This window comes from Collinsella sp. TF09-1AT, from assembly GCF_003436895.1.
In the GTDB taxonomy this organism is placed as follows: domain Bacteria; phylum Actinomycetota; class Coriobacteriia; order Coriobacteriales; family Coriobacteriaceae; genus Collinsella.
Window position 1 is genome coordinate 114,306 of the sequence record NZ_QSRC01000006.1, and the last position, 20,891, is coordinate 135,196.

Sequence of the window (20,891 nt, forward strand, 5' to 3'; positions counted from 1 at the left end):
TTACTCCATCTCTTCGGCAGTGCGCTCGATAAGCTCGCCGATGGTCTTCATGACCATGACCTCGCGAACGGGAACCTCGGCATCGAGCTCGTTCTCGATCATGGACGTCAGGGCGATCATCTTCATCGAACCCTTGCCCAGGGTCTCGAACGTCGTCTCGGGGGTCACATCGCCGTCATAGTTGTAGGCGGACTTGGCAAAATCGCAGATCTGCTGAGTGAGTTCTTCGTTCATGGCAAAGCCTTTCTAAGATAAAAAAGAGGGGCGACCACGGCGGGCTGGAGACATGGGTCCCGCCGTGGCCTAAGAGAGGAATCGAATTGTTACAAGGGTGAAAACTTAGTCGTCAAGCTCGAACGTAAGCTCCTTGTAGCCCGGACGGTCGATGACCTTGGCATGGACGCCAACGGTCTCGCCCGCCATGAGTTTGGCGCGAATCTCGGGGGCCTTCTTCTTGGTAATGCCGTAGATGACGTAGGTGTACTGAGAACCCTCGTCGATATCAACGGCGCCGTAGGCGTACTTGCCATACTCCTTAAGGTAGGGCTTGTCGTTCTGCGGACCAGGCAAGGTAAAATCGATCAGATGGCCGTGACCGGAAACCTGGACCCAATCGGTCTTGTGATAGCCGCAGGCATTGCAGGCAAGGTGGGGCGGAAACTCGACGGCTCCGCACTCGGGGCATTGGCGCGCCCAATAGATGCCCTCTTCAAGACCCGTGTAGAACTTCTTGACCACGGGCTCCATATCTTTGAGTTGCATGAGAATACTCCTTATGGGAAATCGAAAACCGCGGTCGCTTAGGCGACGGTACGAAGAATCTGGCAGCGCACGTTCTGAGAACCGCCAAAACCGCGCAGGAACGCCGTCTCGGGAACCTTCTTCATCTGGGTAGCACCGGCGACGCCACGCATCTGCTTGACGGCCTCAACGATATCGGCGATGCCGGATGCACCATGGGCGTGACCGAAGTTGCAACGACCACCGTGCGGGTTGATGGGCTTATCGCCGTCAAAAGCGGTGCGACCATCGATCGCGTACTTCCAAGCCTCGCCGCGCGGAATATAGCCGCACTCCTCAGCCGAGACGATCTCGGAAGCAAGGAAGAAGTCATTGCACATAAACAGGTCGATCTCGTCGGGGCTCACGCCGGTAAGGTCGTAGACCTGCTTGGCGGCAAGCTCGGTAGCCCAGTGCTCGTTGTGAAGCAGGCCGGCCTCGACCGCAGAAGCGCCCGTACCCAAAACCTCAATAGGCGCATACGGCACGCCCATGGCCTTGGCCTTCTCCGTGGGCATCACGACAACAGCTGCGGCACCGTCGCATTTCTTCTCAAAGCCGGTAACACGCAGGTACTGCGTAACGCGCGGGTTATACATGCTCTTGAGATACTCGTCGGCGGTATCGAACCCGGCTGCCTTCGCGTCCTCCTCGACCGTAGTCTCGTACCAGGCAAGGGGATTCAGGACGGCACCGCGGCGAAGGCTCTTGGTAAGGCCGTTCAGGGCGTCATCAATCTGATCGGCGGTAAGGTCGTACTGCATCGAATACTCGTTGATCCAGTTGTCGAACGACACGCCAAAGGCGCCGTCGAGCGGGCGACCATACGCGCGGTCATAGATCTTATCGAGCGAGGGAATCATGACGTCGAGCGTAAAGTCCTGACGAATATGGGAGGGCATATGCTCGACGGGAAGAGTCGAAGCCAAATCGCAGGCACCCGTAAGGACAACGTCGTAAGCACCGGAAGCAACCGCCATCACGGCCTGCTCAAGGGCGACGTAACCCGTGCAGCAAGCCTCGGAATGATGGACGGAGCCCTTGGCACGAACGCCAAACCAATCGGCAACCTGCATGTTGGGGGTAATGCAATCGCCAACGAGATACGGATTGGCGCTGCCGTGATAGAAAAAGTCGATATCGCGGGGCTCAAGACCGGCATCGGCAATTGCCTCGAGGGCCGCATAGCCAAACGCCTCGCCTTCGCCAATACCCTGGGTCTCGGGATGCTCCTCAAAATCCTTGAACGGGGTGCAGCCCACGCCTACAATCGAGACGCTGCGCATGTTCTTTCCGAGCGTAACCACTGAATATCACATCCTAATCATGTGAAGGTGTACGGAGTGATGGCGCAGTCCGGCCGCGAGCGAAGGTGAGAGAGCGCTCGCGGCTTTTCTGTGCCGTCACACGTTGAACTACTGCAGTGGTTCTTTTGAACGTAGCTTTAGTTTATGAGGGGTTAAACGAGACACGTGAGACAAAAAGCCCCGATGTGTCCCATCATATGGGACGCATCGGGGCTAAGCGTTCCAAATAGCAGATAAACGGACTCGTATTATTTGAGCTAATGATCAGAGATATCTAAAACTCGCCCTGAATACAACCGTTTATCCCCAAATATCGACCGCTCACGCGACTGGCCTTTCAAAATCGGGAATACGTGGGTGTTGATGACGCGATGCATCGTCGACAAAGAGCGGTGCGTAGAACATGCGATTGAGGGCGGCGGCAACGGTGCGCGCCTCAAGGTCGGGCCGGGCCTCGAGCCAATACTGAATGAGGTTATGGTGGCCCGCAAGCGCAAATGCTAGATACAGGTCGAGGTCCGTTTCATCGGAAAATGTCGAGCGAAGCCGATTGCGAAAATAGTCATGCATAAAGATCGTTGCCTTGTGAGCAAACACGGGGTCGCCGTTATCGCTGTTAAGCGCCAAAACTTTCGAGCGATTAGTCTTGAGGATCTCCATGCGCTTGATCATCGTGGGCGTAGGGTCCAGCTGCGCATCGCCAAAGCGAGCCTCCAGCGCAACATCATTGATGTCCTGCATATTCTGGAGCAGCTCATCTTCAAAACGTTTAACCACATCATCGACAGAGCGATAACAGCGATAGAACGTCGATTTGGATGTATGGGCAAGGCGAAGTACCTCGGCCACCTTAATCGACTGCACCGGAGTTGTCGCCATAAGTTCAAAGACGGCATCCTCGATCCGTGAAGCAATATCGTTTTGAGCGTTCAGTGACATGGCGGCCTTCCCTATTGGCGATTGGCTCCTATGCTACCCGAAAGGCATGCTCCTTGACGACGATACGAGGCTTAGAGCGTGCCGCACAAGAGATGAGACAGCGACCGTATGTCACCGACGAAGTATTCCATCCGCCGGGCATGCCATCTTTGCGAGGGTCAATCGAAAACCCCACGCCTTCAGCCTTGAGGATGGCCTCGATGCTCGTCCACGTCTGACTCATGCGAAGATTGCGTTCTTGCAAATTGGGAGCAGCGTTAATCCACGCGCGCTCGTCATCGTTCACCATACGCCCAACCGCAACGGGAGCAATCTCATCGATCGCCTCGATATCCACGCCAATAGGTCCTCCAACCGACCGAGCAACATCGGAAACAGCGAGGACAACCATGCCTCCACCATGTGAAATGGAAATAGAGGGCGCCTCCCCATCCGCAAGCTCGATCTTGCCGAAAGCAGAACGCGCAAGCTGGGTGTCGTCGAAGACACCCAGGGCGTCGCGAAGCAGCAGACCCACGCCTGCAGCTTCCCTCCGAGACGCAATTGGGAGATCACCGTTGGAAGCACGTAAGGCATAGCGTCCCGCGATTAATGCCATATCAACGGTCTCGCCGAGATCGATCGCAGAAACATCAACGAGATGTACGGTTATATTCAAAATGGTCAACCCCCACTCGATTGAGATGACAAGGCTAAACAGACGCTCAGAACCGCTCTTTCATGAATCGAGGTACCTTTTGCCGGCGATTTGGCGACCCATTTGGCGACCAAAACAAAACAGCCCAGAGGACATAGCCTCTGAGCTGCGAACATTTGGTGGGCGTTAGAAGATTTGAACTTCTGACCTCTTCCGTGTCAGGGAAGCGCTCTCCCCCTGAGCTAAACGCCCAAATGGAGCGGACAACGGGGCTCGAACCCGCGACCCCAACCTTGGCAAGGTTGTGCTCTACCAACTGAGCCATGTCCGCCTGCGAGGATTTAATATACGGGATGATCCACCCAAATGCAAGAACTATTTTCGAATAATTTGAAAAAAGTTCGAGGCCAAACAACGGGTACGAAAAAACCCGGCTACCGTGGTAGTCGGGCTGTTGCGCTTGGAGCGGACAACGGGGCTCGAACCCGCGACCCCAACCTTGGCAAGGTTGTGCTCTACCAACTGAGCCATGTCCGCATATGTAAAACAAAACGGGCGCCGGAGCGCCCGGATGTTGCCTGGAGGCGAAGCCCGGATTCGAACCGGGGGTAAAGGCTTTGCAGGCCTCTGCCTTACCACTTGGCCACTTCGCCGAAAAAGGACCGCTTGAGACGGTCCGGAAATGCAATGGAGCGGACAACGGGGCTCGAACCCGCGACCCCAACCTTGGCAAGGTTGTGCTCTACCAACTGAGCCATGTCCGCTTGCGGGTTATTAATTTACGCGAGTTGCCCAAAAGACGCAAGTACTTTTTTCAAAAAAGTTGTCCGCCACATGCTCTTGGCAGATAAACATGTCAAAACGATTTACTAGGCGCACGATTCCAACGTTCCGCTAAACAGCTTGACCATCCGAACGCGCGTACCGGCACCATCCGTACGACGGGCAACCTCCACGTTGTCGACCAACATGCGCATGAGCTTGATTCCACGCCCGCGTTCCTCAGTCGTAACCGGCTCACTCGACCCGTCGATCGAATAGCCCGCCCCACGGTCGACGACCTCAATCACGACGCGATCGCCGTAGGCCTGAACCGTCAGGATGCATCCGATACCGTCCGCATGGTCATACGCGTTGCCCAGCGCCTCGCCCGATGCCAATGCGACGTCATAGCGCTCGTCACGACGCAGCGGAAGCGATTCAAGCAGCTCGGCAATACGGTGTCGGTAGTACGGAAGATTCTCGATGCCCTGGCGCACCTCGACGCTCTTGCTCCAGCGCGGCAACTCCCCCACCGGAATGGCAGGAATTGACTCGCGCGGCGGCCCTGCAACATGGAGGATGTCGACAAGTCGGGCAATCTCCAAAAAGCGAACGACCTCATCGGACGCATTAACAAGCGAAAGCAAGCCCTCGCGCCTCATGAGCTCCCTGGCACGCGTGAGCAAAAACGCCAAGCCCGTCGAATCGATGAAACTCACAGTCTGGCAATTGATGACAACACGACGCACGCCCCGGCCGATCAAATTATCCAACCGTCGGCGCAACGCGGTCACCGAGGCGATGTCGATATCGCCCGGTGGCGTCAAAACCGCTATGTCATTCCACTCATTCATACGACCATGGTTCCCCAAAAGAGTTCGCTCGATGCATACGTATCTGTAACTGCGAAGATTTTGCCCGTCAAGCGTCGCGGTCTACGATCGACCTCGTAAAAATTCAAGGGAAACCAGCGCGATGTCATCGTCCAGCGCCGACTCGGTAAAGCGGTCAAGCTCGCCCAAGACCTTACCGCAGATTCCCGATACGCCCTCACCCGAGACAGAGAGCAGAAGGTCGCGAAGGCGCTGCTCGCCAAAGAAAGCACCCGAGCAATCGCGTGCTTCAATCGTTCCGTCGGTATACATAAAGAGCATGTCACCAGGAGCGAACGTAAAGGCGCCCGTCTCGTACACCATGCTTTCAAAGGCACCGATTACGCCCGATTGACACCCAAGGAGCTCCACCTCTCCCCCTCGGGCTTCCGTGCCGCCAAGCGGCGTCGACGACGGTCTGATGACCATGGTGGGAGGATGTCCCGCCGAGCAATAGGTAGCTCGGCCCGCTTTAAGATCGATCTTGGCGATAAACGCCGTCACAAACGTCTCGACCCTCGAAAAGCCCATGAGCATACTATTGAGCGAGCGGGCCATGCGTGCGGGCCCCGCGCCCTCCCAGGCATAAGCCGTCAACGCTGTCTTAACGAGCGCCGACATCGACGCCGCCTCGATTCCCTTGCCGGACACATCACCCAAAATCATAACGGCGCAATCGTCGGGAAGACGAACAAGCGTATAGAAGTCGCCGCCGACCAACGCCGAATTCGTTGCCGATAGGTATACCGAATCGGTTGCGATACCCGGAACGTCACTAAGCGAATTTCTCATGCCAATCTGAAGCGTCTGAGCGATATGGCGCTCTTCGCGCTTTTGAGACTCGCCCTCATAGATCAACTCAAAGTCGTGCGCCAAATGCACCATGTAGTCGTATTCGAGATCGTCGATTGGCTCCTGGCTGCCATCGCGGAGCAGCAAGGCGCGCGTCGTCGGTCCCTTGGCGACATCAGCGGGAACAATCGCATCGTTGCTTCGCTTGCCATCCGCCTCCAAGCGATAGCGCCCCGCCTCGGTACCAGAGTCGACATATAGTCCCTGGCACGGCAGGCCGTGAGCCCTCAGCCATGTACCCATAGGCGTGGATTCGTCCACACGCGTTAGACGCACGTGCTTGAGGTCGTCAGCGCTCGTCCCGCCCAGCACCGATGTCTCGAACCCATCAGAAGTTGCCCCCAGGCGCGCCGCTGGCGTCGTGACAGAAAAGAAGAGCGACTCCGGATCGCCCGGCAACGCCACACGACTGCCGCCCTCAAAATCGATGACATAGGATTCGAGGCCCGCATCATACTCCACGGGGCAGAAATGACAATTGAGCACGGCGCAGATTTCCGATGACACAGCACGCGAGGCGGCAACAGGATCATCAAGATAGGCAAACAACTCATCACGCAGCACATTGAGCGAGCGGCCGAGCTCTGCCGTACGACGCGAACGCAGGCTCGATGCCATGCCGACCAGCTGAATGGACAGGTAATCGCAAATGACTTCGAGCACGTTGACGTCATAGGCAAGCGGCGCCTGCGGACGTTTCCAACCGACCTCCAATACGCCAAGAACCTGAGTGCCGTAAAACACGGGAAGGCAGATCTCGCTACGATATGGGGGCATATCTTGCACGCGTAGCAGGTGCTTAGAACGATTGTCCAAGTCCATGAACATACCCGAGGCGACTCGATCGCCCTCCAGGTCCTGTTGAATCGACAAGCGGCACGCACGCGACTCGCGAAGCACATACGTCGGGATGCCTGCGCCATACGGCATAAACTCGGGCAGGTAGCTGTCATGCAGCTCCTTAGAAACGCCGCGAAGCTTAAACCCGCCGCTCTCAGAAAAATAAATAGCAGCACCCGAGGCATCGAGCGTTCCTACAAGTTGGTTCAAAACGGTATCCAGCAAACTAGGTAGTTCATCGGAGCCCACCGTGCTCATAATGACCGACAACGTGCCCGAGAGGCGCTTATTCGCCACCCTGAGCTCCGATAGCGCACGCTTGAGCTGACGATCGTGCGAATACTGTTCTTCGATGCTATGGAGCGCCACCAGGACGCGCGGCGCGCGGCGGCCAAAGATGCGAGGCGGTGTAACCGAGCCGGCACGAACGAGGACGGGAATAAAGGAACCGTCGCTTAGCTTGAGCATCAACTCGCTCTCGGTTCCATTGATCTCAAACGGAAGACGGTGCTCTGTCGCGCGCTCAAATGCCGAAGAGTACAAGAGATCTTTAACGTCGCCATTGATCACATCGGGACGCTCTTCACACATCAGGTCGAGCAATCGATTATTCACATGCAAAATGGTTCCGTCGAGCTCGCAGATGATGACCGCATCGCTCGTGATCTCGACCAACTGGGCAACGTCTGCCCACTCGTTGCGCTCAAGCGTTTCCATCGTGAACCTCACCGTCTATCGGTAACAAAAAAGCCTCCGAAGAGGCTCCTCAAATGCGATGGTGTCGGAGGCGGGACTTGAACCCGCATGACCAAAAAGCGGTCACTAGCACCTCAAGCTAGCGCGTCTGCCAATTCCGCCACTCCGACATGCTATGTTGTTGATTCGCGGTTCGTTTTGTTGGACCCGCGCGTTCAACGAGGAAGATAATAACCTATGTTTCGAGAGCTGCGCAAGCACTTTTTTCAAAAAAGTTTACAAATTTGTAAATGCGCAGGTAGATTCGTATGTCCGGTCCCGAATCGGTATTGCCTCCCGGCGCGTCCTCGGGCATGAGCGATATTTTGCTTTGCACTTCGTGCTGCAAAATATCGCTCCCCCTGCGGAATGCGCCGGGAGGCAACACCGATTCGGGACCTACAGCCACATTCTCCAAGCACAATTCCCAAACATGTTCTGAGGCTGATAAAAAGATAGTGGCTCGGCAAAGCCGAGCCCTTATAAAAAGAGGCCGGAGCCAAAGCTCCGGCCTCACTCAATTTCCCATTAGATTAAGTGAGCGATCAAGGAATCGCCCTCCCCTCAGCCGAGTTAACGCAGGGTCCTTGCTGGGGTTACTTTTCAGAACACTCCGCAGGACGCAAGAAGCCCTCGCCGCACGAAGTGCGCAGCGAGGGCTTCTTGCATGTCCGAGGACGTTCTGAAAAGTAACCCCAGCAAGGACCCTGCCGTTTACCGACTACAGGTCGATGTGCGATTCCTTGATCGGGAACGGCTCGGCGAAGTGGCACGCGCAGCAGTGACCCGGGGCAACTTCCTTAAACTCAGGAAGCTTCTCGGAGCAGATGCCCTGCGCGATCGGGCAGCGCGTGTGGAAACGGCATCCGGTCGGCGGATCCAGCGGCGACGGCGGATCGCCAGCGAGAATGATGCGCTTGCGGGTCTTCTGGATATCCGGATCGGGCACCGGCACAGCAGACAGCAGCGACTGCGTGTACGGGTGGTGCGGCTCACTGTAGAGCGTCTTCCAGTCCGAAACCTCGACCATCTTGCCCAGATACATAACGGCAACGCGATCAGAAATGTGCTGCACGACAGAGAGGTCGTGAGCAATGAAGAGATAAGCCGTACCGAACTTGTCCTGGAGCTCCTTAAGAAGGTTCAGAACCTGGGCCTGAATGGATACGTCAAGTGCAGAGACGGGCTCGTCGCAGATGATCAGCTTGGGCTTCAGAGCGAACGCGCGGGCGATGCCGACACGCTGGCGCTGGCCGCCCGAGAACTCGTGCGGATAGCGGTTGATGTGCTCGGGGTTCAGACCGACGACGTCCAGCAGCTCGCGGACGCGCTCGATACGCTCTTCCTTGGTACCCACGCCATGAATGGTCATGGGCTCAGAAACAATCTCGCCGATGGTCATGCGAGGGTTGAGCGAAGCATAGGGGTCCTGGAAGATGAACTGCATCTCGCGACGCATATCCTTGATCTCGTGCTTGCTCATCTCGGCAACGTCTTTGCCCTGGAAGAACACTTTGCCTGCCGTCGGCTTGGTCAGGCGCATGATGGTGCGGCCCGTGGTGGACTTACCGCAGCCAGACTCGCCGACCAGGCCAAAGGTCTCGCCCGGATAAATCTCGAACGAAATGTCATTCACAGCAGAGACGACACGCTTGGAGAAGCGCTTGGCGAACATGCCGGACTCAGCGGGGAACTCCTTAGAGAGGTGCTCGACCTTAAGCAGCGGAGTACGCTCGTTGGTATCTGCCATTACGCCTCGCCTCCCTTCTTGGAATCCTTGCGGGTACGGGACGTCTCAGGAGCGTTCTTGAGGAACTCGGGGTCACCGGAGTAGTGGCACGCAGAGTAATGACCAGACTCGGTAACAACGCGCTCGGGGCGCTGCTTGCGGCACTTGTCCGTCGCATAGGGGCAACGAGGCGAGAACACGCAACCCTCGGGCAGGTTCATGAGCGAGGGCGGGTTGCCGTGAATCGGCGTAAGCGGCTTCTTCTCATCGATAGCCTGCTCCGGGATGGAGCGGATAAGACCCCAGGTGTAGGGATGGCGGCTCTCGTAGAAGATTTCCTCAGCAGTACCGAACTCGACGGGACGACCGGCGTACATAACCATGATCTTATCGGCCATATCGGCGACAACACCCAGGTCATGGGTAATCATGATAATGGCGTTGCCGTTCTTCTCCTGCATCTCCTGCATGAGCTCGATAATCTGAGCCTGAATGGTAACGTCCAGAGCAGTCGTGGGCTCGTCGGCAATCAGAATATCGGGATCGCAGGCAAGAGCCATAGCGATCATGACACGCTGACGCATGCCGCCGGAGAACTGGTGCGGATACTCGTTGACGCGCTTCTCGGGCTCGGGGATACCAACGAGGTCCAAAAGCTCGGTGGCGCGCTTGAGCGCCTCCTGCTTGGAGTAGCCACGGTGCAGACGAAGGCCCTCGCCCACCTGCTTACCGATCTTATAGACCGGGTTAAGGGAGGTCATAGGATCCTGGAAGATCATCGCGATATCGTTACCGCGAATGTGTTGCATCTCTTCCTCGGTCATCTCGAGGATGGAACGACCGCGATAGCGAACGTCACCGCCCTCAATCTTTCCCGGAGGCATCGAGATAAGGCCCATGATGGTCATGGCGGTCACGGACTTACCAGAGCCGGACTCACCGACGACACCCAGGGTCTCACCGCGATCGAGCGTGTAGGACACACCATCGACGGCGCGAACGACGCCATCCTCGGTGTGGAAATACATCTTAAGGTCATCGACCTCGAGCAGATGCTGGCCCTCGGGAACCGGCTGGTCCTTCAGGTCCACATAGTTCTTGTTCTTCTTCATCCTTATGCGTCCTTCATCTTGACGTCGAGGGCGTCGCGCAGACCGTCACCAAGTAGAGTGAAGGCGAGCACCGTCGAGAGAATTGCCAGACCGGGCATGATCATCATCCAGGGAGCAGTCAGAAGATACTGCTGACCGTCCTGAATCATGGAGCCCCACGAAGGCGTAGGCGGGATAACGCCCATGCCAAGGAAGGACAGAGCGGACTCGGTCAGAATAGCGCCACCAATGTTCATGGTCGCGTAGACCACGATAGAAGCAACGGAGTTCGGGAAGATATGGCGCATAACGATACGGGCATCGGATGCACCCATAGCGCGAGCGGCGTCAACATAGTCGTTCTCTTTGACCGTCAGGATCGCGGATCGGAAGACGCGCGCAATCGAAGGCCAGCCGAGAATACCGATGGCGATAAAGACGTTCTGAAGACCACGGCCGATAACGGCGATCATGGCGACAACGAATAGGACGTACGGGAACGCCAGGAAGATGTCCGCGCAGCGCATGATGATCGTATCCCAGATGCCACCATAGAAACCGGCGAGGGCGCCCATGACCAGACCGATCACCGTGGAGATGGCGGTGGCCATAATACCGACGGAGAGCGAAACGCGTGCACCGTAGATAACACGGACGAGAATGTCACGACCAAGGGAGTCGGTGCCAAACGGGTGCTCGGCACACGGAGCCAACAGCGAAGTCTCGGCCATGGTAGTCGAGTCGGAGGCCGTCGGCGAACCGAGCCAGGGCTTAGCCCACAAATCGGCGGTCAGGGCAACCACAACAACGATGATGATCCAGCAGACACCGATAACGGCGAGCTTGTTCTTACGAAGACGCTTGAAAGCGTCGCCCCACAGCGTGCGGGACTTGGCGGGAGCAGATGCGGCCTTGGTGGCGGTAGCCTGCCCCTGAGACTGAGAATCAGTTTCCTGCATGAGACGTACCTCCCTTAAGCCTTATCCGACGGACCGCCAAGGCGGATGCGCGGGTCGAGGAATGCATAGCTAATGTCGACGAGCAGGTTGATCACCATAACGACGACAACGATGAGCGTAACGCCGCCCATCACGATGGGCCAGTCGCGCATGCTGATGGCGCGGTAGACCTCATAGCCAATACCGGGCCAGTTAAAGACCGTCTCGGTCAGGATGGCGCCCGAAAGCATGGCGCCGAAGTCGACACCAATATAGGTAACGACGGGGATGAGTGCATTCTTAAGCGCATGCTTGATGATGATCGCACGATTGGAGAGACCCTTGGCCTTTGCTGTGCGGATGTAATCCTGGTTCATGACGTCGAGCAGCTGCGAGCGCATGATGCGGGCAGCATAGGCGGTCGAAACCGAAGCCAGCGTAATGGTCGGAAGCACATAGTGCATCCAATCCTGATACTGAGAGCTGGAACCACCAGCACCCGAGATCGGCATGGAGAAAGCGCCGCCGGTGGCATCCTTGAGGATGACACCAAAGAACAGCTGCAACAACATACCGAGCCAGAAGGCAGGAACGGCAACGAGGATCGACGTGGTCAGCGTTACCAAAATATCCCAGAAGGAGTAACGCTTTACTGCCGAAATGATACCCGCACCGATACCCATGATTGCCTCGAGCACGATGGCGCACGCGGCAAGTTTGACCGTATACGGATACTTCTGGGCAAAGATTTCCGTAACCGGCAGCTTGCGCTGATACGAATTACCCAGATCGCCATGAAGCAGGCCGTTCATGTAATACAAGTAACGGTCCACGAGCGACGTTTGAACGGGGTCGCCGTTCTCGTCAAGAATCGCGTTGCCATCCTCGTCCGACTGGACCAGGTGATAGCGAACGCGAAGCTGAAGCTCCACCTCGGGGGACAGAGCCTTGTCTCCACCGATCAGCTTGATCGGATCTCCCGGCACGATATTCTGGAGGGCGAACAGAATCAGCGTGACGCCCAAAAACACCGGGATGAACTGAAGCACACGTTTAACGATGTACTTACCCATACCACTCCCCTATCTAGGGATTAACCTAAATGGGATGCCGATCGCCAGACCGGCATCCCAAAATTACCATCAGCCAGTTTACCCCAGGTTAGGGGGAACTGTATGTTTCCCATGAGGTCTACGTAAATACTTGACCCTCACGGAAGCTGCAACTCTTAGGCGAGCTCAGCGGTACCCAGATCGGCGTGCTTCTGCGGATCAACATAGAGGTGCTTGATGCGATCGGAGCCGGCGATGGTGTGCGTGTAGAACATCACCGGGATGACCGGGCAGTCGGCAGCGACCATAGCGTCGGCCTCCTGCATCTTGGCGATACGCTCATCGTCGTCAACCGTGGTACGAGCCTCGTCAACCTTAGCGTCGAACTCGGGGTTGCTGTAACCGGAACGGTTGTCGCCGCCGAGGGAGTCGGAGTGGAACAGCGGGTACAGGAAGTTGTCCATGATCGGGTAGTCGGCGATCCAGCCCAGACGACCGAACTGATAGTTAAAGTTCTGATACTGCTCGAGCAGGGCAGACCACTCAGGGGTATCGGAAGTAGCGGTAACGCCCACCTTGGCGAGGTCACCGATGATGGACTCCATGATCTCCTTGTGTCCACCGTCCTGGTTGTAGGACAGGGTCACGTTGATGCCGCGGTCGCCGTTGGCGCCGGCAGGAGCAACCTTGTCGAGGTACTCGTTGGCCTTATCAACGTTGTACTCGCAGAACTCCCATGCGCCCTCCTTGTAGCCGGCGATTCCCGGAGGAACGATGCCGTCAGCGGGGGTACGGGTGCCCTTGAAGATGGTCTTGCAGATGGCCTCACGGTTGATGGCCAGGGAGATGCCCCTACGCAGGTCAGCGTTATTGAACGGCTCGGCCGTGTTGTTGCAGGTCAGGTAGTACGTGGAAGGCTCGGCGCCGAGCAGCATGCGCTCGCCGTCACCCATGGTGTAGCCGTCCTTGGACACGCCGCGATCCTTCTTGGCGGCGTCGATCTGAGCAACGGGAACGTCGCAGACATCGAGGTTACCGGCCTGGAACTCCTTGTAAGCGGTCTCCATGTCCTTGATGACCTGGAAGTGGATGCCATCGATCTTGGCCTTGTCGCCATAGTAATCGTCGAACTTCTTGAGGTTGATCTCCTGACCATCCTCCCACTTGCCGTCCATCATGAACGGGCCGTTACCGATCGGGGCGAGGTAGAAGCTCTTGACATCGGACTCGGCGCACTCGGGAACCGGGGCCAGAGCAGGGTGAGATGCGACGAAGGGGAAGTCGGCGTAAGCGGAAGACAGCTTGACGACGAGGGTCTCATCGTCGGGGCAAGTAACACCGCTGAGCTCAGTAGCGTTACCGGCAAGCAGATCGTCATAGCCCTCGACCATGGAAAGGTGATAGGAGACCTCGGAAGGACCATACTCGGTAGCGATGGCCGACTTGGTGTTGACCAGACGCTCCCAACCGAGCTTGAAGGACTTGGAGGTAACGTCGTCACCGTTGTGGAACTTGGCCTTCTTGATCTTGAAGGTGAACTCGGTGGCGTCATCGTTGGCCTCGAAGGACTCGCAAGCCAGCGGGACAATCTCGCCCTTCTCGTTGTCGTAGGTGGTCAGAGCATCGAACAGCTGGTAGTTGACCTGAGTGCCCTGATCCTCCTGGACGTTGTAGGGGTCGATGCAAACCGGGTTGTTAATGTAGAAGTTCAGCGTCGAACCGGACTCAGAACCGGAAGCGTCGCCGCCCTTCTTGCCGCATGCGGCAAGAAAAGCCATGGAGCTCGCAGCGAGGGTGCCGCCAACAAAGGCGCGACGACCCATAACGGGCTGGTGGAACATAGAATCAGCCATGCCATCCTCCTTATGAGATAGGACAAAGTGAATTCGATTGGGCAACGTCGAGACAACCCGATCGAACCATTCAAACGCGGTCCGCCGTTATGGCTGGTTATGCAATGCGGGCCAACGTTTTCAATACAGTAGCGCATTTTATGCACAATTTGGCGCTGATTCCGGTTAACGGTCGAGAATTTCTTTAGTTAGGCGAAGTATGTGGGGATATTTTGACCCTGTTACAAACATGTAAACAAAAAGGGTCCCGCACTTGCGGAACCCTTTTCAAGCGTATATGCAACTCGAGCTTAGTAGCCCACGATGCCCTGGGGGAAGAAGAACATGCACAGCACGACGCACACGGCAAACACGACAGCCATGATAACGGTCAGGCGGTCCAGGTTCTGCTCCATAACGCCCGTGGCAGAGGTGGAATTATACAGAGAGCTGGCGATCATATCCGAAACACCAGTGCCCTTACCGGAGTGCATCAGAACGAGAATCGTCAGCGCCACGGCAGACACAGCCCAAACGACAAACAGAAGAATCTGGAACGGACCCATAGATAAGCTCCTTAATAGAACAATTCAAACTCCAGTACTGTACCACAACCTCGAGCACTCCCCCATCTGCCATTTGGGGACGGGGTAGAAATAGCGCAAAAGGGGGTTGCCCGGACGTGGACAACCCCCTTACAAGAAAACGTTAGTTGTTTTCTTTAGGCCTCGGTGGCGAGCACGCGACCCGTCATCTCGGCGGAAGGCTCAAGACCAGCCATGGTGAGCATGGTCGGAGCGATATCGGAGAGACGACCGTCCTCGATACCGGTAAGCTTGGCCTTCTCATCAACGATGATGAACGGCACACGGTTGGTGGTGTGAGCCGTAAACGGATGCTTGGAACCGTCGGTAGCGACGTCAAACATGTGGTCGGCGTTGCCATGGTCGGCGGTGATCAGCGCAAAGCCGCCCTTGGCGAGAATCGCCGGGACAACCTTGGAGAGAGCCTCGTCAACGGCCTCGACAGCCTTGACGGCAGCATCGAACACGCCGGTGTGACCAACCATGTCGCAGTTCGCGAAGTTCACGATGTAGAAGTCAGCGCGATCCTCGTTAATAGCGGAGACGAGCTTCTCGGTAACCTCGGGAGCGCTCATCTCGGGCTGCAGATCGTAGGTAGCAACCTTGGGGGAAGCGACGAGCACGCGCTCCTCGCCCTCCTTGGGCTCCTCGATGCCACCGTTGAGGAAGAACGTCACGTGGGCGTACTTCTCGGTCTCGGCGGTGTGCAGCTGCTTCAAGCCATTGGCTGCGATGACGTCGGCCAGGACGTTCTCGGGGAACGTCTTGGGGAAGGCGACATCAACGTCAAACGTCGGATCGTACTCGGTCATCGTCACAAAGTGCGAAAGCTTGATCTGCTCACGCTCAAAGCCGTCGAACTCCTTGTCCGTGAAAACGCGGGTCATCTGACGGGCGCGGTCGGGACGGAAGTTGAAGAAGATGGCCGCGTCGCCCTCGTGGATGCCCTCGTTGTGGGCAGCGAAGGGCTCGACGAACTCGTCGCCGCGCGGGTCCTTCTCGTAGTAGGCCTTGATACCGGCAACGGGGTCGGTATCGGCATCGGACGCGTTGACCATGACGTCGTAGGCGCGCTGGATGCGCTCCCAACGATTATCGCGGTCCATGGCCCAATAACGGCCCGAGACGGTGGCAACACGAGCGTCGCAACCGGTCTCCTCGGAGATCTTAGCCAGGAAGGCGCAGAACTCGCTCATGTAGCCGGCACCGGACTGCGGATCGACGTCGCGGCCATCCATAAAGGCGTGAACGCGAACGGTCTTGATCCCATGCTGGGCAGCCATCTTGACCAGAGCCTCGACGTGGTTCATGTGGGAGTGAACGCCGCCAGGGCTCATAAGGCCCATAAGGTGAAGGGTCTTACCCTCGGCCTTGACATCGTCCATAGCCTTGACGAAAACCTCGTTCTTGGCGATGGAGCCATCCTTGATGGCGTTGTTGATGCGCGAAAGTTCCTGGAAGACGATGCGGCCGGCACCGATGTTGAGGTGGCCCACCTCGGAGTTGCCCATCTGGCCGTCGGGAAGGCCCACGTCCTCGCCCGAAGCGCCGAGCGTGGTGTGAGGATACTTCTCGTACAGGCTATCAAGGAAGGGCGTCTTGGCAGCGGCGACGGCGTTCTCGCCATCGGCCGGAGCCAGGCCGCAGCCATCCATGATGATCAGGAGTGCAGGAAGGTGACGCTGTGCCATATGTCCTACTCGCCTGCCTTGACGACCATAGAGGCGAAGTCGGCAGCCTTGAGCGAAGCGCCGCCCACGAGGGCGCCGTCAACGTCGGGCTTGGCGACGAGCTCGGCGATGTTGCCGGGCTTGGCAGAGCCACCATAGAGAACGCGGATGCCGTTAGCGAGCTCCTCGCCGAACATCTCCTTGAGGGTCTCACGGATAGCGCCGCAGACCTCCTGAGCGTCCTCAGCGGTAGCGGTCTTGCCGGTGCCGATGGCCCAGATGGGCTCGTAAGCGACGACGACCTGCTTGGGGCAGGTGATCTCAAGACCAGCAAGGCCAGCCTTGACCTGGTTCACGACGTGCTCGACATAGGTGCCAGCCTCGCGGACCTCGAGGGACTCGCCGCAGCAGAAGACGGGAACAAGACCAGCGGCAACGAGAGCCTTGGCCTTCTTGTTCTGGTCCTCATCGGTCTCGTGGAAGTAGTCGCGACGCTCGGAGTGACCGATGATGCAGTAGGTGCAGCCAGCGGACTTGAGCATGTCGCAAGAGGACTCACCGGTGAAGGCACCCTTGGCCTCCCAGTACACGTTCTGTGCACCGAGGGCAATGGGGGCAGCCTGAATGCGGTCATGAACCGTGGTGATGTCGATGGTCGGAGGGCACACGAGCACCTCGACGCCAGCCGGAACCTCGGGCAGAGCCCGAGCCAGCTCGTCGGCGAGCTTGGCGGCCTCGGCGACGTCGTTGTTCATCTTCCAGTTACCAGCGATAAGAAGGGTGCGATTAGGCATCGAGAAGCGCCTCCACTCCGGGCAGGGCCTTACCCTCGACGAGCTCCATGGAAGCGCCACCACCGGTGGAGATCCAGCTCATCTTGTCGGCCAGGTTGAACTTGTTGACAGCTGCGACAGAGTCGCCGCCGCCGATGATCGAGGTGCAGTCGGCCTCGGCGACAGCTTCGGCGATAGCCTGAGTGCCGTGAGCGAAGTTGTCGAACTCGAAGACGCCCATGGGGCCATTCCAGAACACAGTCTTGGCGCCCTTGACGGCCTCGGCGTAGAGCTCCTCGGTCTTGGGACCGATGTCCATGCCCTCGCGGTCATCGGGGATAGCGTCGGAAGCGACAACCTCGGGGACAGCGTCCTCGCCAAAGTGATCGGCAACGCGGTTGTCGATGGGGAGCAGGATCTTGACGCCCTTCTCCTCGGCCTTCTTGAGCATCTCGCCAGCGCGCTCGACCCAGTCCTCTTCCTTGAGGGACTGACCGACGGTCAGGCCCTGAGCCAGGAAGAAGGTGTAGGCCATGCCGCCACCGATGATCAGGGTATCAGCGGAGTCGATGAGGTGATCGAGAACGCCAATCTTGGAGGAAACCTTGGAACCGCCGACGATAGCGACGAAGGGGCGCTCGGGCTCGGCGAAGATGCCGGTCAGCGTGTCGACCTCCTTCTCGAGCAGGAAGCCAGCGACTGCGGGCAGGTAAGCGGCGGGGCCCACAACGGAACCCTGGGCGCGGTGAGCGGTGCCAAAGGCATCGAGGACGAAGACGTCGCCATAGGAAGCGAGGATCTTGGCGATCTCGGGATCGTTCTTCTTCTCACGCTTGTCAAAACGGACGTTCTCGAGAACGAGGACCTTGCCCGGCTCGACGGCGGCGACGGCCTCGGCGGCCTTCTCGCCATAGGTGTCGGCGACGAAGGCAACGTCGAGACCAGAGAGCTCAGCGAGCTTCTTGGCGACGGGCTCGAGGGACAGCTCGGGCTGGAAGCCGGTGCCCTCAGGACGGCCGAGGTGGCTCATGAGGATGACGCGAGCATTGTGCTCAACGAGATAGTTGATGGTGGGCAGGGCAGCCTTGATGCGGGTGGTGTCGCCAACGACGCCATCCTTGATAGGCACGTTGAAGTCAACGCGGACGAGAACGCGCTTGCCGTCGACATCGATGTCGCGGACGGTCTTCTTGGTAAAGGCCATGTTTGCTTCTACCTTTCGTACGTGTCTGCCTTCCATTACGGCAGACGATTTCCTATAAAAAGGGCGCGACCTTAGGGTGTAAGCCCTATAAGGCCGCGCCCTTCTTTAGACGCTCAACGAGCTATTCGCTAAAAGCTAAATTAAGCAACGAACTTCTCGAAGTACTTGATGGTGCGGACCATCTGAGAGGTGTAAGAGTTCTCGTTGTCATACCAAGAGGTGACCTGAACGAGGGTCTGGCCGTTGCCGAGGTCAGAGCACATGGTCTGAGTGGCGTCGAAGATGGAGCCGTGGGTCTCGCCGATGATGTCGGTGGAGACGATGTCGTCCTCGTTGTAACCGAAGGTCTCGGAGATGGTGGCAGCGTAGGCCTTCATAGCAGCGTTGACCTCGTCGACAGTGACCTTCTTGTCAACGACAGCGTAGAGGTTGGTGATGGAGCCGGTCGGCGTCGGGACGCGCTGAGCGGCACCGATGAGCTTACCGTTGAGCTCGGGGAGAACCAGGCCGATAGCCTTGGCAGCACCGGTGGAGTTGGGGACGATGTTGACGGCGCAGGCGCGGCTACGACGCTTGTTGCCCTTGCGCTGCGGGCCGTCGAGCGGCATCTGGTCGCCAGTCCAGGCGTGAATGGTGGTCATGATGCCGGACACGATGGGAGCGAAGTCGTTCAGACCCTTGGCCATCGGGGCGAGGCAGTTGGTGGTGCAGGAAGCAGCAGAGATGATGTTGTCCTCAGCGGTCAGCGTCTCGTGGTTGACGTTGTACACGATGGTGGGCAGATCGCTGCCAGCCGGAGCGGAGATGACGACCTTCTTGGCGCCAGCGTTGATGTGGGCCTGAGCCTTAGCCTTGCTGGTGTAGAAGCCGGTGCACTCGAGAACGACGTCGACGTCGAGGTCGCCCCAAGGCAGGTTGTTGGCGTCGGCCTCCTTGTAGATCTTGATCTCCTTGCCGTCAACGGTGATGGAATCCTCGCCAGCAACGACCTCGTGATCGCGAGCGTAGTTGCCCTGCGTGGAGTCGTACTTCAGCAGGTAAGCGAGCATGTCGGGAGAGGTGAGGTCGTTGATAGCGACGATCTCGGAGCCCTCATGACCGAACATCTGACGGAAGGCCAGACGACCGATGCGACCGAAGCCGTTAATAGCAACCTTTACTGCCATTGTGTCTCCTTTCGTAAGGCCCCCGCAAGCTACAGCGCCTGCCGTTGAGGCCCACAAACTAACCACTCGCCTAATATACCTTTTTTTGGACTTGAATTTCACGAGAATGGTCGAAATTGAAAATCAAATTTACGTTAAAACGTTTTAAAGAATAAAATAGCAGCTAAATCCGTATATAAGTCTATACTTTAAACTACCTGTTTGCTTCAATGAGCTTTTCAAGCCTCAAAACTCGATGGTAGAGGGCCGACTTCGACAAGGGAGGGTCAGCCATCTCCCCCAAATCACGCAGCGACAGATCGGGGTAGCGCTCGCGCAGGTCGCAAAAGACCGCCAATGCATCCGGAAGCTCATCGCGAAGGCCACGCTGCTCGAGCTCATCGATCAACGCAAGCTGATGTTGGGCAGCACCGGCGCTTCTGGTCTGGTTGGCGAGCTCGGCATTCACGCGACGGTTCACATCGTTCTTAACCAACTTGACCGCGCGCGCTTCCTCAATCTCGGCAACGCTGCGCTTGGCACCAATCAGCTTTAAAAGATGCTCGATCTCCTCGGCGCTCTTAATGTAGACAGCAAAGGATCCGCGCCGCGCGTTAACGCGCGCATGGACCCCGATCTGCTCCAATAGATCGCAGAGTCCCCGGGCATACTGCTCGCCCTGCACCGCGATCTCCAAATGAAAGTCGCCGCGGGGATCGGCCACGAAACCGCCAGCGATGAGCGCGCCGCGGATGTAGGCAAGCCTGCAGCAGGGACGGGCAACGATGTGCCGGGGAACACCGGCGACGAGCCCTCCCCTGCGGTCGAGAATGCCCAGCAGCACCAGAGCCTTGTCCAGGTCGGGTTGATCGGGCAGGGTAATGAGATAGTTACGGACCTTATGCAAGACCGATTTACGAACGGTGAATTCCGTTTTGAGCTTAAGGATGCGATGCGTCAGTGTGATCATCGTGCGCGCGACGGCGCCCGTCTCGGTCGCGACCGTCAAACGATACCGCCCGGAGCCGGCCAGCGAAAGTGTACCGCTCACACGCGTCAGGGCGGCAAGCGTCGACAAATCACAGTATTCACATTCGGGTTCGCAGCGCGCGAGCTCGTCACGCACCTCCGCGGTAAACGACATGCAGG

At 57.7% G+C, this 20,891-nt stretch carries 18 protein-coding genes and 6 tRNA genes; all 24 read right to left on the bottom strand.

From position 1 onward, the window contains the following. Positions 1-234 carry an acyl carrier protein gene (locus tag DXC90_RS06865; RefSeq protein ID WP_055251381.1) on the bottom strand — a complete coding sequence of 78 codons (234 nt, stop codon included), beginning with the start codon at positions 232-234 and terminating at the stop codon, positions 1-3. 105 nt (positions 235-339) lie between these two features. Then, positions 340-762, bottom strand: a complete 423-nt coding sequence (locus DXC90_RS06870; protein WP_117583871.1) for a Zn-ribbon domain-containing OB-fold protein — start codon at positions 760-762, stop codon at positions 340-342. Positions 763-800: 38 nt separating this feature from the next. Next, positions 801-2,087, bottom strand: a complete 1,287-nt coding sequence (locus DXC90_RS06875) for a thiolase family protein (RefSeq protein ID WP_233502238.1) — start codon at positions 2,085-2,087, stop codon at positions 801-803. 321 nt (positions 2,088-2,408) lie between these two features. Continuing rightward, positions 2,409-3,026, bottom strand: coding sequence for a TetR/AcrR family transcriptional regulator C-terminal domain-containing protein (locus tag DXC90_RS06880; RefSeq protein WP_117735333.1), 618 nt, complete (start codon positions 3,024-3,026; stop codon positions 2,409-2,411). Between the two features lie 28 nt (positions 3,027-3,054). After that, positions 3,055-3,543 (bottom strand): 4'-phosphopantetheinyl transferase superfamily protein, encoded by a 489-nt coding sequence (locus DXC90_RS06885; RefSeq protein WP_158550239.1) that lies wholly within the window; start codon positions 3,541-3,543, stop codon positions 3,055-3,057. Positions 3,544-3,840: 297 nt separating this feature from the next. Further along, positions 3,841-3,915 (bottom strand) — tRNA-Val (locus DXC90_RS06890). 3 nt (positions 3,916-3,918) lie between these two features. Beyond that, positions 3,919-3,994, bottom strand: a tRNA-Gly gene (locus DXC90_RS06895). Positions 3,995-4,124: 130 nt separating this feature from the next. After that, a tRNA-Gly gene (locus tag DXC90_RS06900) sits at positions 4,125-4,200 on the bottom strand. Positions 4,201-4,242: 42 nt separating this feature from the next. Continuing rightward, a tRNA-Cys gene (locus tag DXC90_RS06905) sits at positions 4,243-4,316 on the bottom strand. A gap of 35 nt (positions 4,317-4,351) precedes the next feature. After that, positions 4,352-4,427: transfer RNA gene (locus DXC90_RS06910), tRNA-Gly, on the bottom strand. Positions 4,428-4,532: 105 nt separating this feature from the next. Next, a complete protein-coding gene (locus DXC90_RS06915) occupies positions 4,533-5,279 on the bottom strand; it encodes an anti-sigma factor antagonist (protein ID WP_117735335.1) in 747 nt (248 codons plus the stop codon). A gap of 81 nt (positions 5,280-5,360) precedes the next feature. Next, entirely contained in the window at positions 5,361-7,706 is a 2,346-nt protein-coding gene (locus tag DXC90_RS06920; RefSeq protein ID WP_117735336.1) for a GAF domain-containing SpoIIE family protein phosphatase, read from the bottom strand. A 59-nt stretch (positions 7,707-7,765) separates the two neighbouring features. Continuing rightward, positions 7,766-7,855, bottom strand: a tRNA-Leu gene (locus DXC90_RS06925). Between the two features lie 590 nt (positions 7,856-8,445). After that, the gene (locus tag DXC90_RS06930) at positions 8,446-9,474 is read right to left on the bottom strand and encodes an ABC transporter ATP-binding protein (protein WP_022094888.1); all 1,029 of its coding nucleotides are present in this window, start codon (positions 9,472-9,474) and stop codon (positions 8,446-8,448) included. Further along, complete coding sequence (locus DXC90_RS06935) at positions 9,474-10,565, bottom strand: ABC transporter ATP-binding protein (RefSeq protein WP_117564867.1); 1,092 nt, start codon at positions 10,563-10,565, stop codon at positions 9,474-9,476. The genes DXC90_RS06930 and DXC90_RS06935 overlap by 1 nt, the downstream gene beginning before the upstream one ends. A 2-nt stretch (positions 10,566-10,567) precedes the next feature. Then, on the bottom strand, positions 10,568-11,503 hold the full coding sequence (locus tag DXC90_RS06940; protein WP_117735337.1) for an ABC transporter permease: 936 nt from the start codon (positions 11,501-11,503) through the stop codon (positions 10,568-10,570). 14 nt (positions 11,504-11,517) lie between these two features. Beyond that, a complete protein-coding gene (locus DXC90_RS06945; protein WP_117735338.1) occupies positions 11,518-12,555 on the bottom strand; it encodes an ABC transporter permease in 1,038 nt (345 codons plus the stop codon). 155 nt (positions 12,556-12,710) lie between these two features. Beyond that, positions 12,711-14,387: an ABC transporter substrate-binding protein gene (locus DXC90_RS06950; RefSeq protein WP_117735339.1), complete on the bottom strand. Its 1,677-nt coding sequence runs from the start codon at positions 14,385-14,387 to the stop codon at positions 12,711-12,713. Positions 14,388-14,677: 290 nt separating this feature from the next. Then, a complete protein-coding gene (gene secG, locus DXC90_RS06955) occupies positions 14,678-14,932 on the bottom strand; it encodes a preprotein translocase subunit SecG (RefSeq protein WP_117735340.1) in 255 nt (84 codons plus the stop codon). A 155-nt stretch (positions 14,933-15,087) separates the two neighbouring features. Next, positions 15,088-16,641 (bottom strand): 2,3-bisphosphoglycerate-independent phosphoglycerate mutase, encoded by a 1,554-nt coding sequence (gpmI, locus tag DXC90_RS06960; protein ID WP_117735341.1) that lies wholly within the window; start codon positions 16,639-16,641, stop codon positions 15,088-15,090. Between the two features lie 5 nt (positions 16,642-16,646). After that, on the bottom strand, positions 16,647-17,414 hold the full coding sequence (gene tpiA / locus DXC90_RS06965; RefSeq protein WP_117735342.1) for a triose-phosphate isomerase: 768 nt from the start codon (positions 17,412-17,414) through the stop codon (positions 16,647-16,649). Further along, entirely contained in the window at positions 17,407-18,597 is a 1,191-nt protein-coding gene (pgk, locus tag DXC90_RS06970; protein WP_117735343.1) for a phosphoglycerate kinase, read from the bottom strand. Before pgk ends, tpiA begins: the two co-directional genes overlap by 8 nt. A gap of 140 nt (positions 18,598-18,737) precedes the next feature. Further along, positions 18,738-19,763, bottom strand: coding sequence for a type I glyceraldehyde-3-phosphate dehydrogenase (gene gap / locus DXC90_RS06975; protein WP_117735344.1), 1,026 nt, complete (start codon positions 19,761-19,763; stop codon positions 18,738-18,740). A 193-nt stretch (positions 19,764-19,956) separates the two neighbouring features. Beyond that, positions 19,957-20,886 (bottom strand): DNA-binding protein WhiA, encoded by a 930-nt coding sequence (whiA, locus tag DXC90_RS06980; RefSeq protein WP_117735345.1) that lies wholly within the window; start codon positions 20,884-20,886, stop codon positions 19,957-19,959. Positions 20,887-20,891 lie beyond the last annotated feature (5 nt).

Excerpts from the sequence above, each read along its gene's own strand:
- DXC90_RS06865 (WP_055251381.1), bottom strand. The coding sequence starts at position 234 with ATGAACGAAGAACTCACTCAGCAGATCTGCGATTTTGCCAAGTCCGCC.
- DXC90_RS06870 (WP_117583871.1), bottom strand. The coding sequence starts at position 762 with ATGCAACTCAAAGATATGGAGCCCGTGGTCAAGAAGTTCTACACGGGT.
- DXC90_RS06880 (WP_117735333.1), bottom strand. The coding sequence starts at position 3,026 with ATGTCACTGAACGCTCAAAACGATATTGCTTCACGGATCGAGGATGCC.
- DXC90_RS06915 (WP_117735335.1), bottom strand. The coding sequence starts at position 5,279 with ATGAATGAGTGGAATGACATAGCGGTTTTGACGCCACCGGGCGATATC.
- DXC90_RS06920 (WP_117735336.1), bottom strand. The coding sequence starts at position 7,706 with ATGGAAACGCTTGAGCGCAACGAGTGGGCAGACGTTGCCCAGTTGGTC.
- DXC90_RS06930 (WP_022094888.1), bottom strand. The coding sequence starts at position 9,474 with ATGGCAGATACCAACGAGCGTACTCCGCTGCTTAAGGTCGAGCACCTC.
- DXC90_RS06935 (WP_117564867.1), bottom strand. The coding sequence starts at position 10,565 with ATGAAGAAGAACAAGAACTATGTGGACCTGAAGGACCAGCCGGTTCCC.
- DXC90_RS06940 (WP_117735337.1), bottom strand. The coding sequence starts at position 11,503 with ATGCAGGAAACTGATTCTCAGTCTCAGGGGCAGGCTACCGCCACCAAG.
- DXC90_RS06945 (WP_117735338.1), bottom strand. The coding sequence starts at position 12,555 with ATGGGTAAGTACATCGTTAAACGTGTGCTTCAGTTCATCCCGGTGTTT.
- DXC90_RS06950 (WP_117735339.1), bottom strand. The coding sequence starts at position 14,387 with ATGGCTGATTCTATGTTCCACCAGCCCGTTATGGGTCGTCGCGCCTTT.
- secG (WP_117735340.1), bottom strand. The coding sequence starts at position 14,932 with ATGGGTCCGTTCCAGATTCTTCTGTTTGTCGTTTGGGCTGTGTCTGCC.
- gpmI (WP_117735341.1), bottom strand. The coding sequence starts at position 16,641 with ATGGCACAGCGTCACCTTCCTGCACTCCTGATCATCATGGATGGCTGC.
- tpiA (WP_117735342.1), bottom strand. The coding sequence starts at position 17,414 with ATGCCTAATCGCACCCTTCTTATCGCTGGTAACTGGAAGATGAACAAC.
- pgk (WP_117735343.1), bottom strand. The coding sequence starts at position 18,597 with ATGGCCTTTACCAAGAAGACCGTCCGCGACATCGATGTCGACGGCAAG.
- gap (WP_117735344.1), bottom strand. The coding sequence starts at position 19,763 with ATGGCAGTAAAGGTTGCTATTAACGGCTTCGGTCGCATCGGTCGTCTG.
- whiA (WP_117735345.1), bottom strand. The coding sequence starts at position 20,886 with ATGTCGTTTACCGCGGAGGTGCGTGACGAGCTCGCGCGCTGCGAACCC.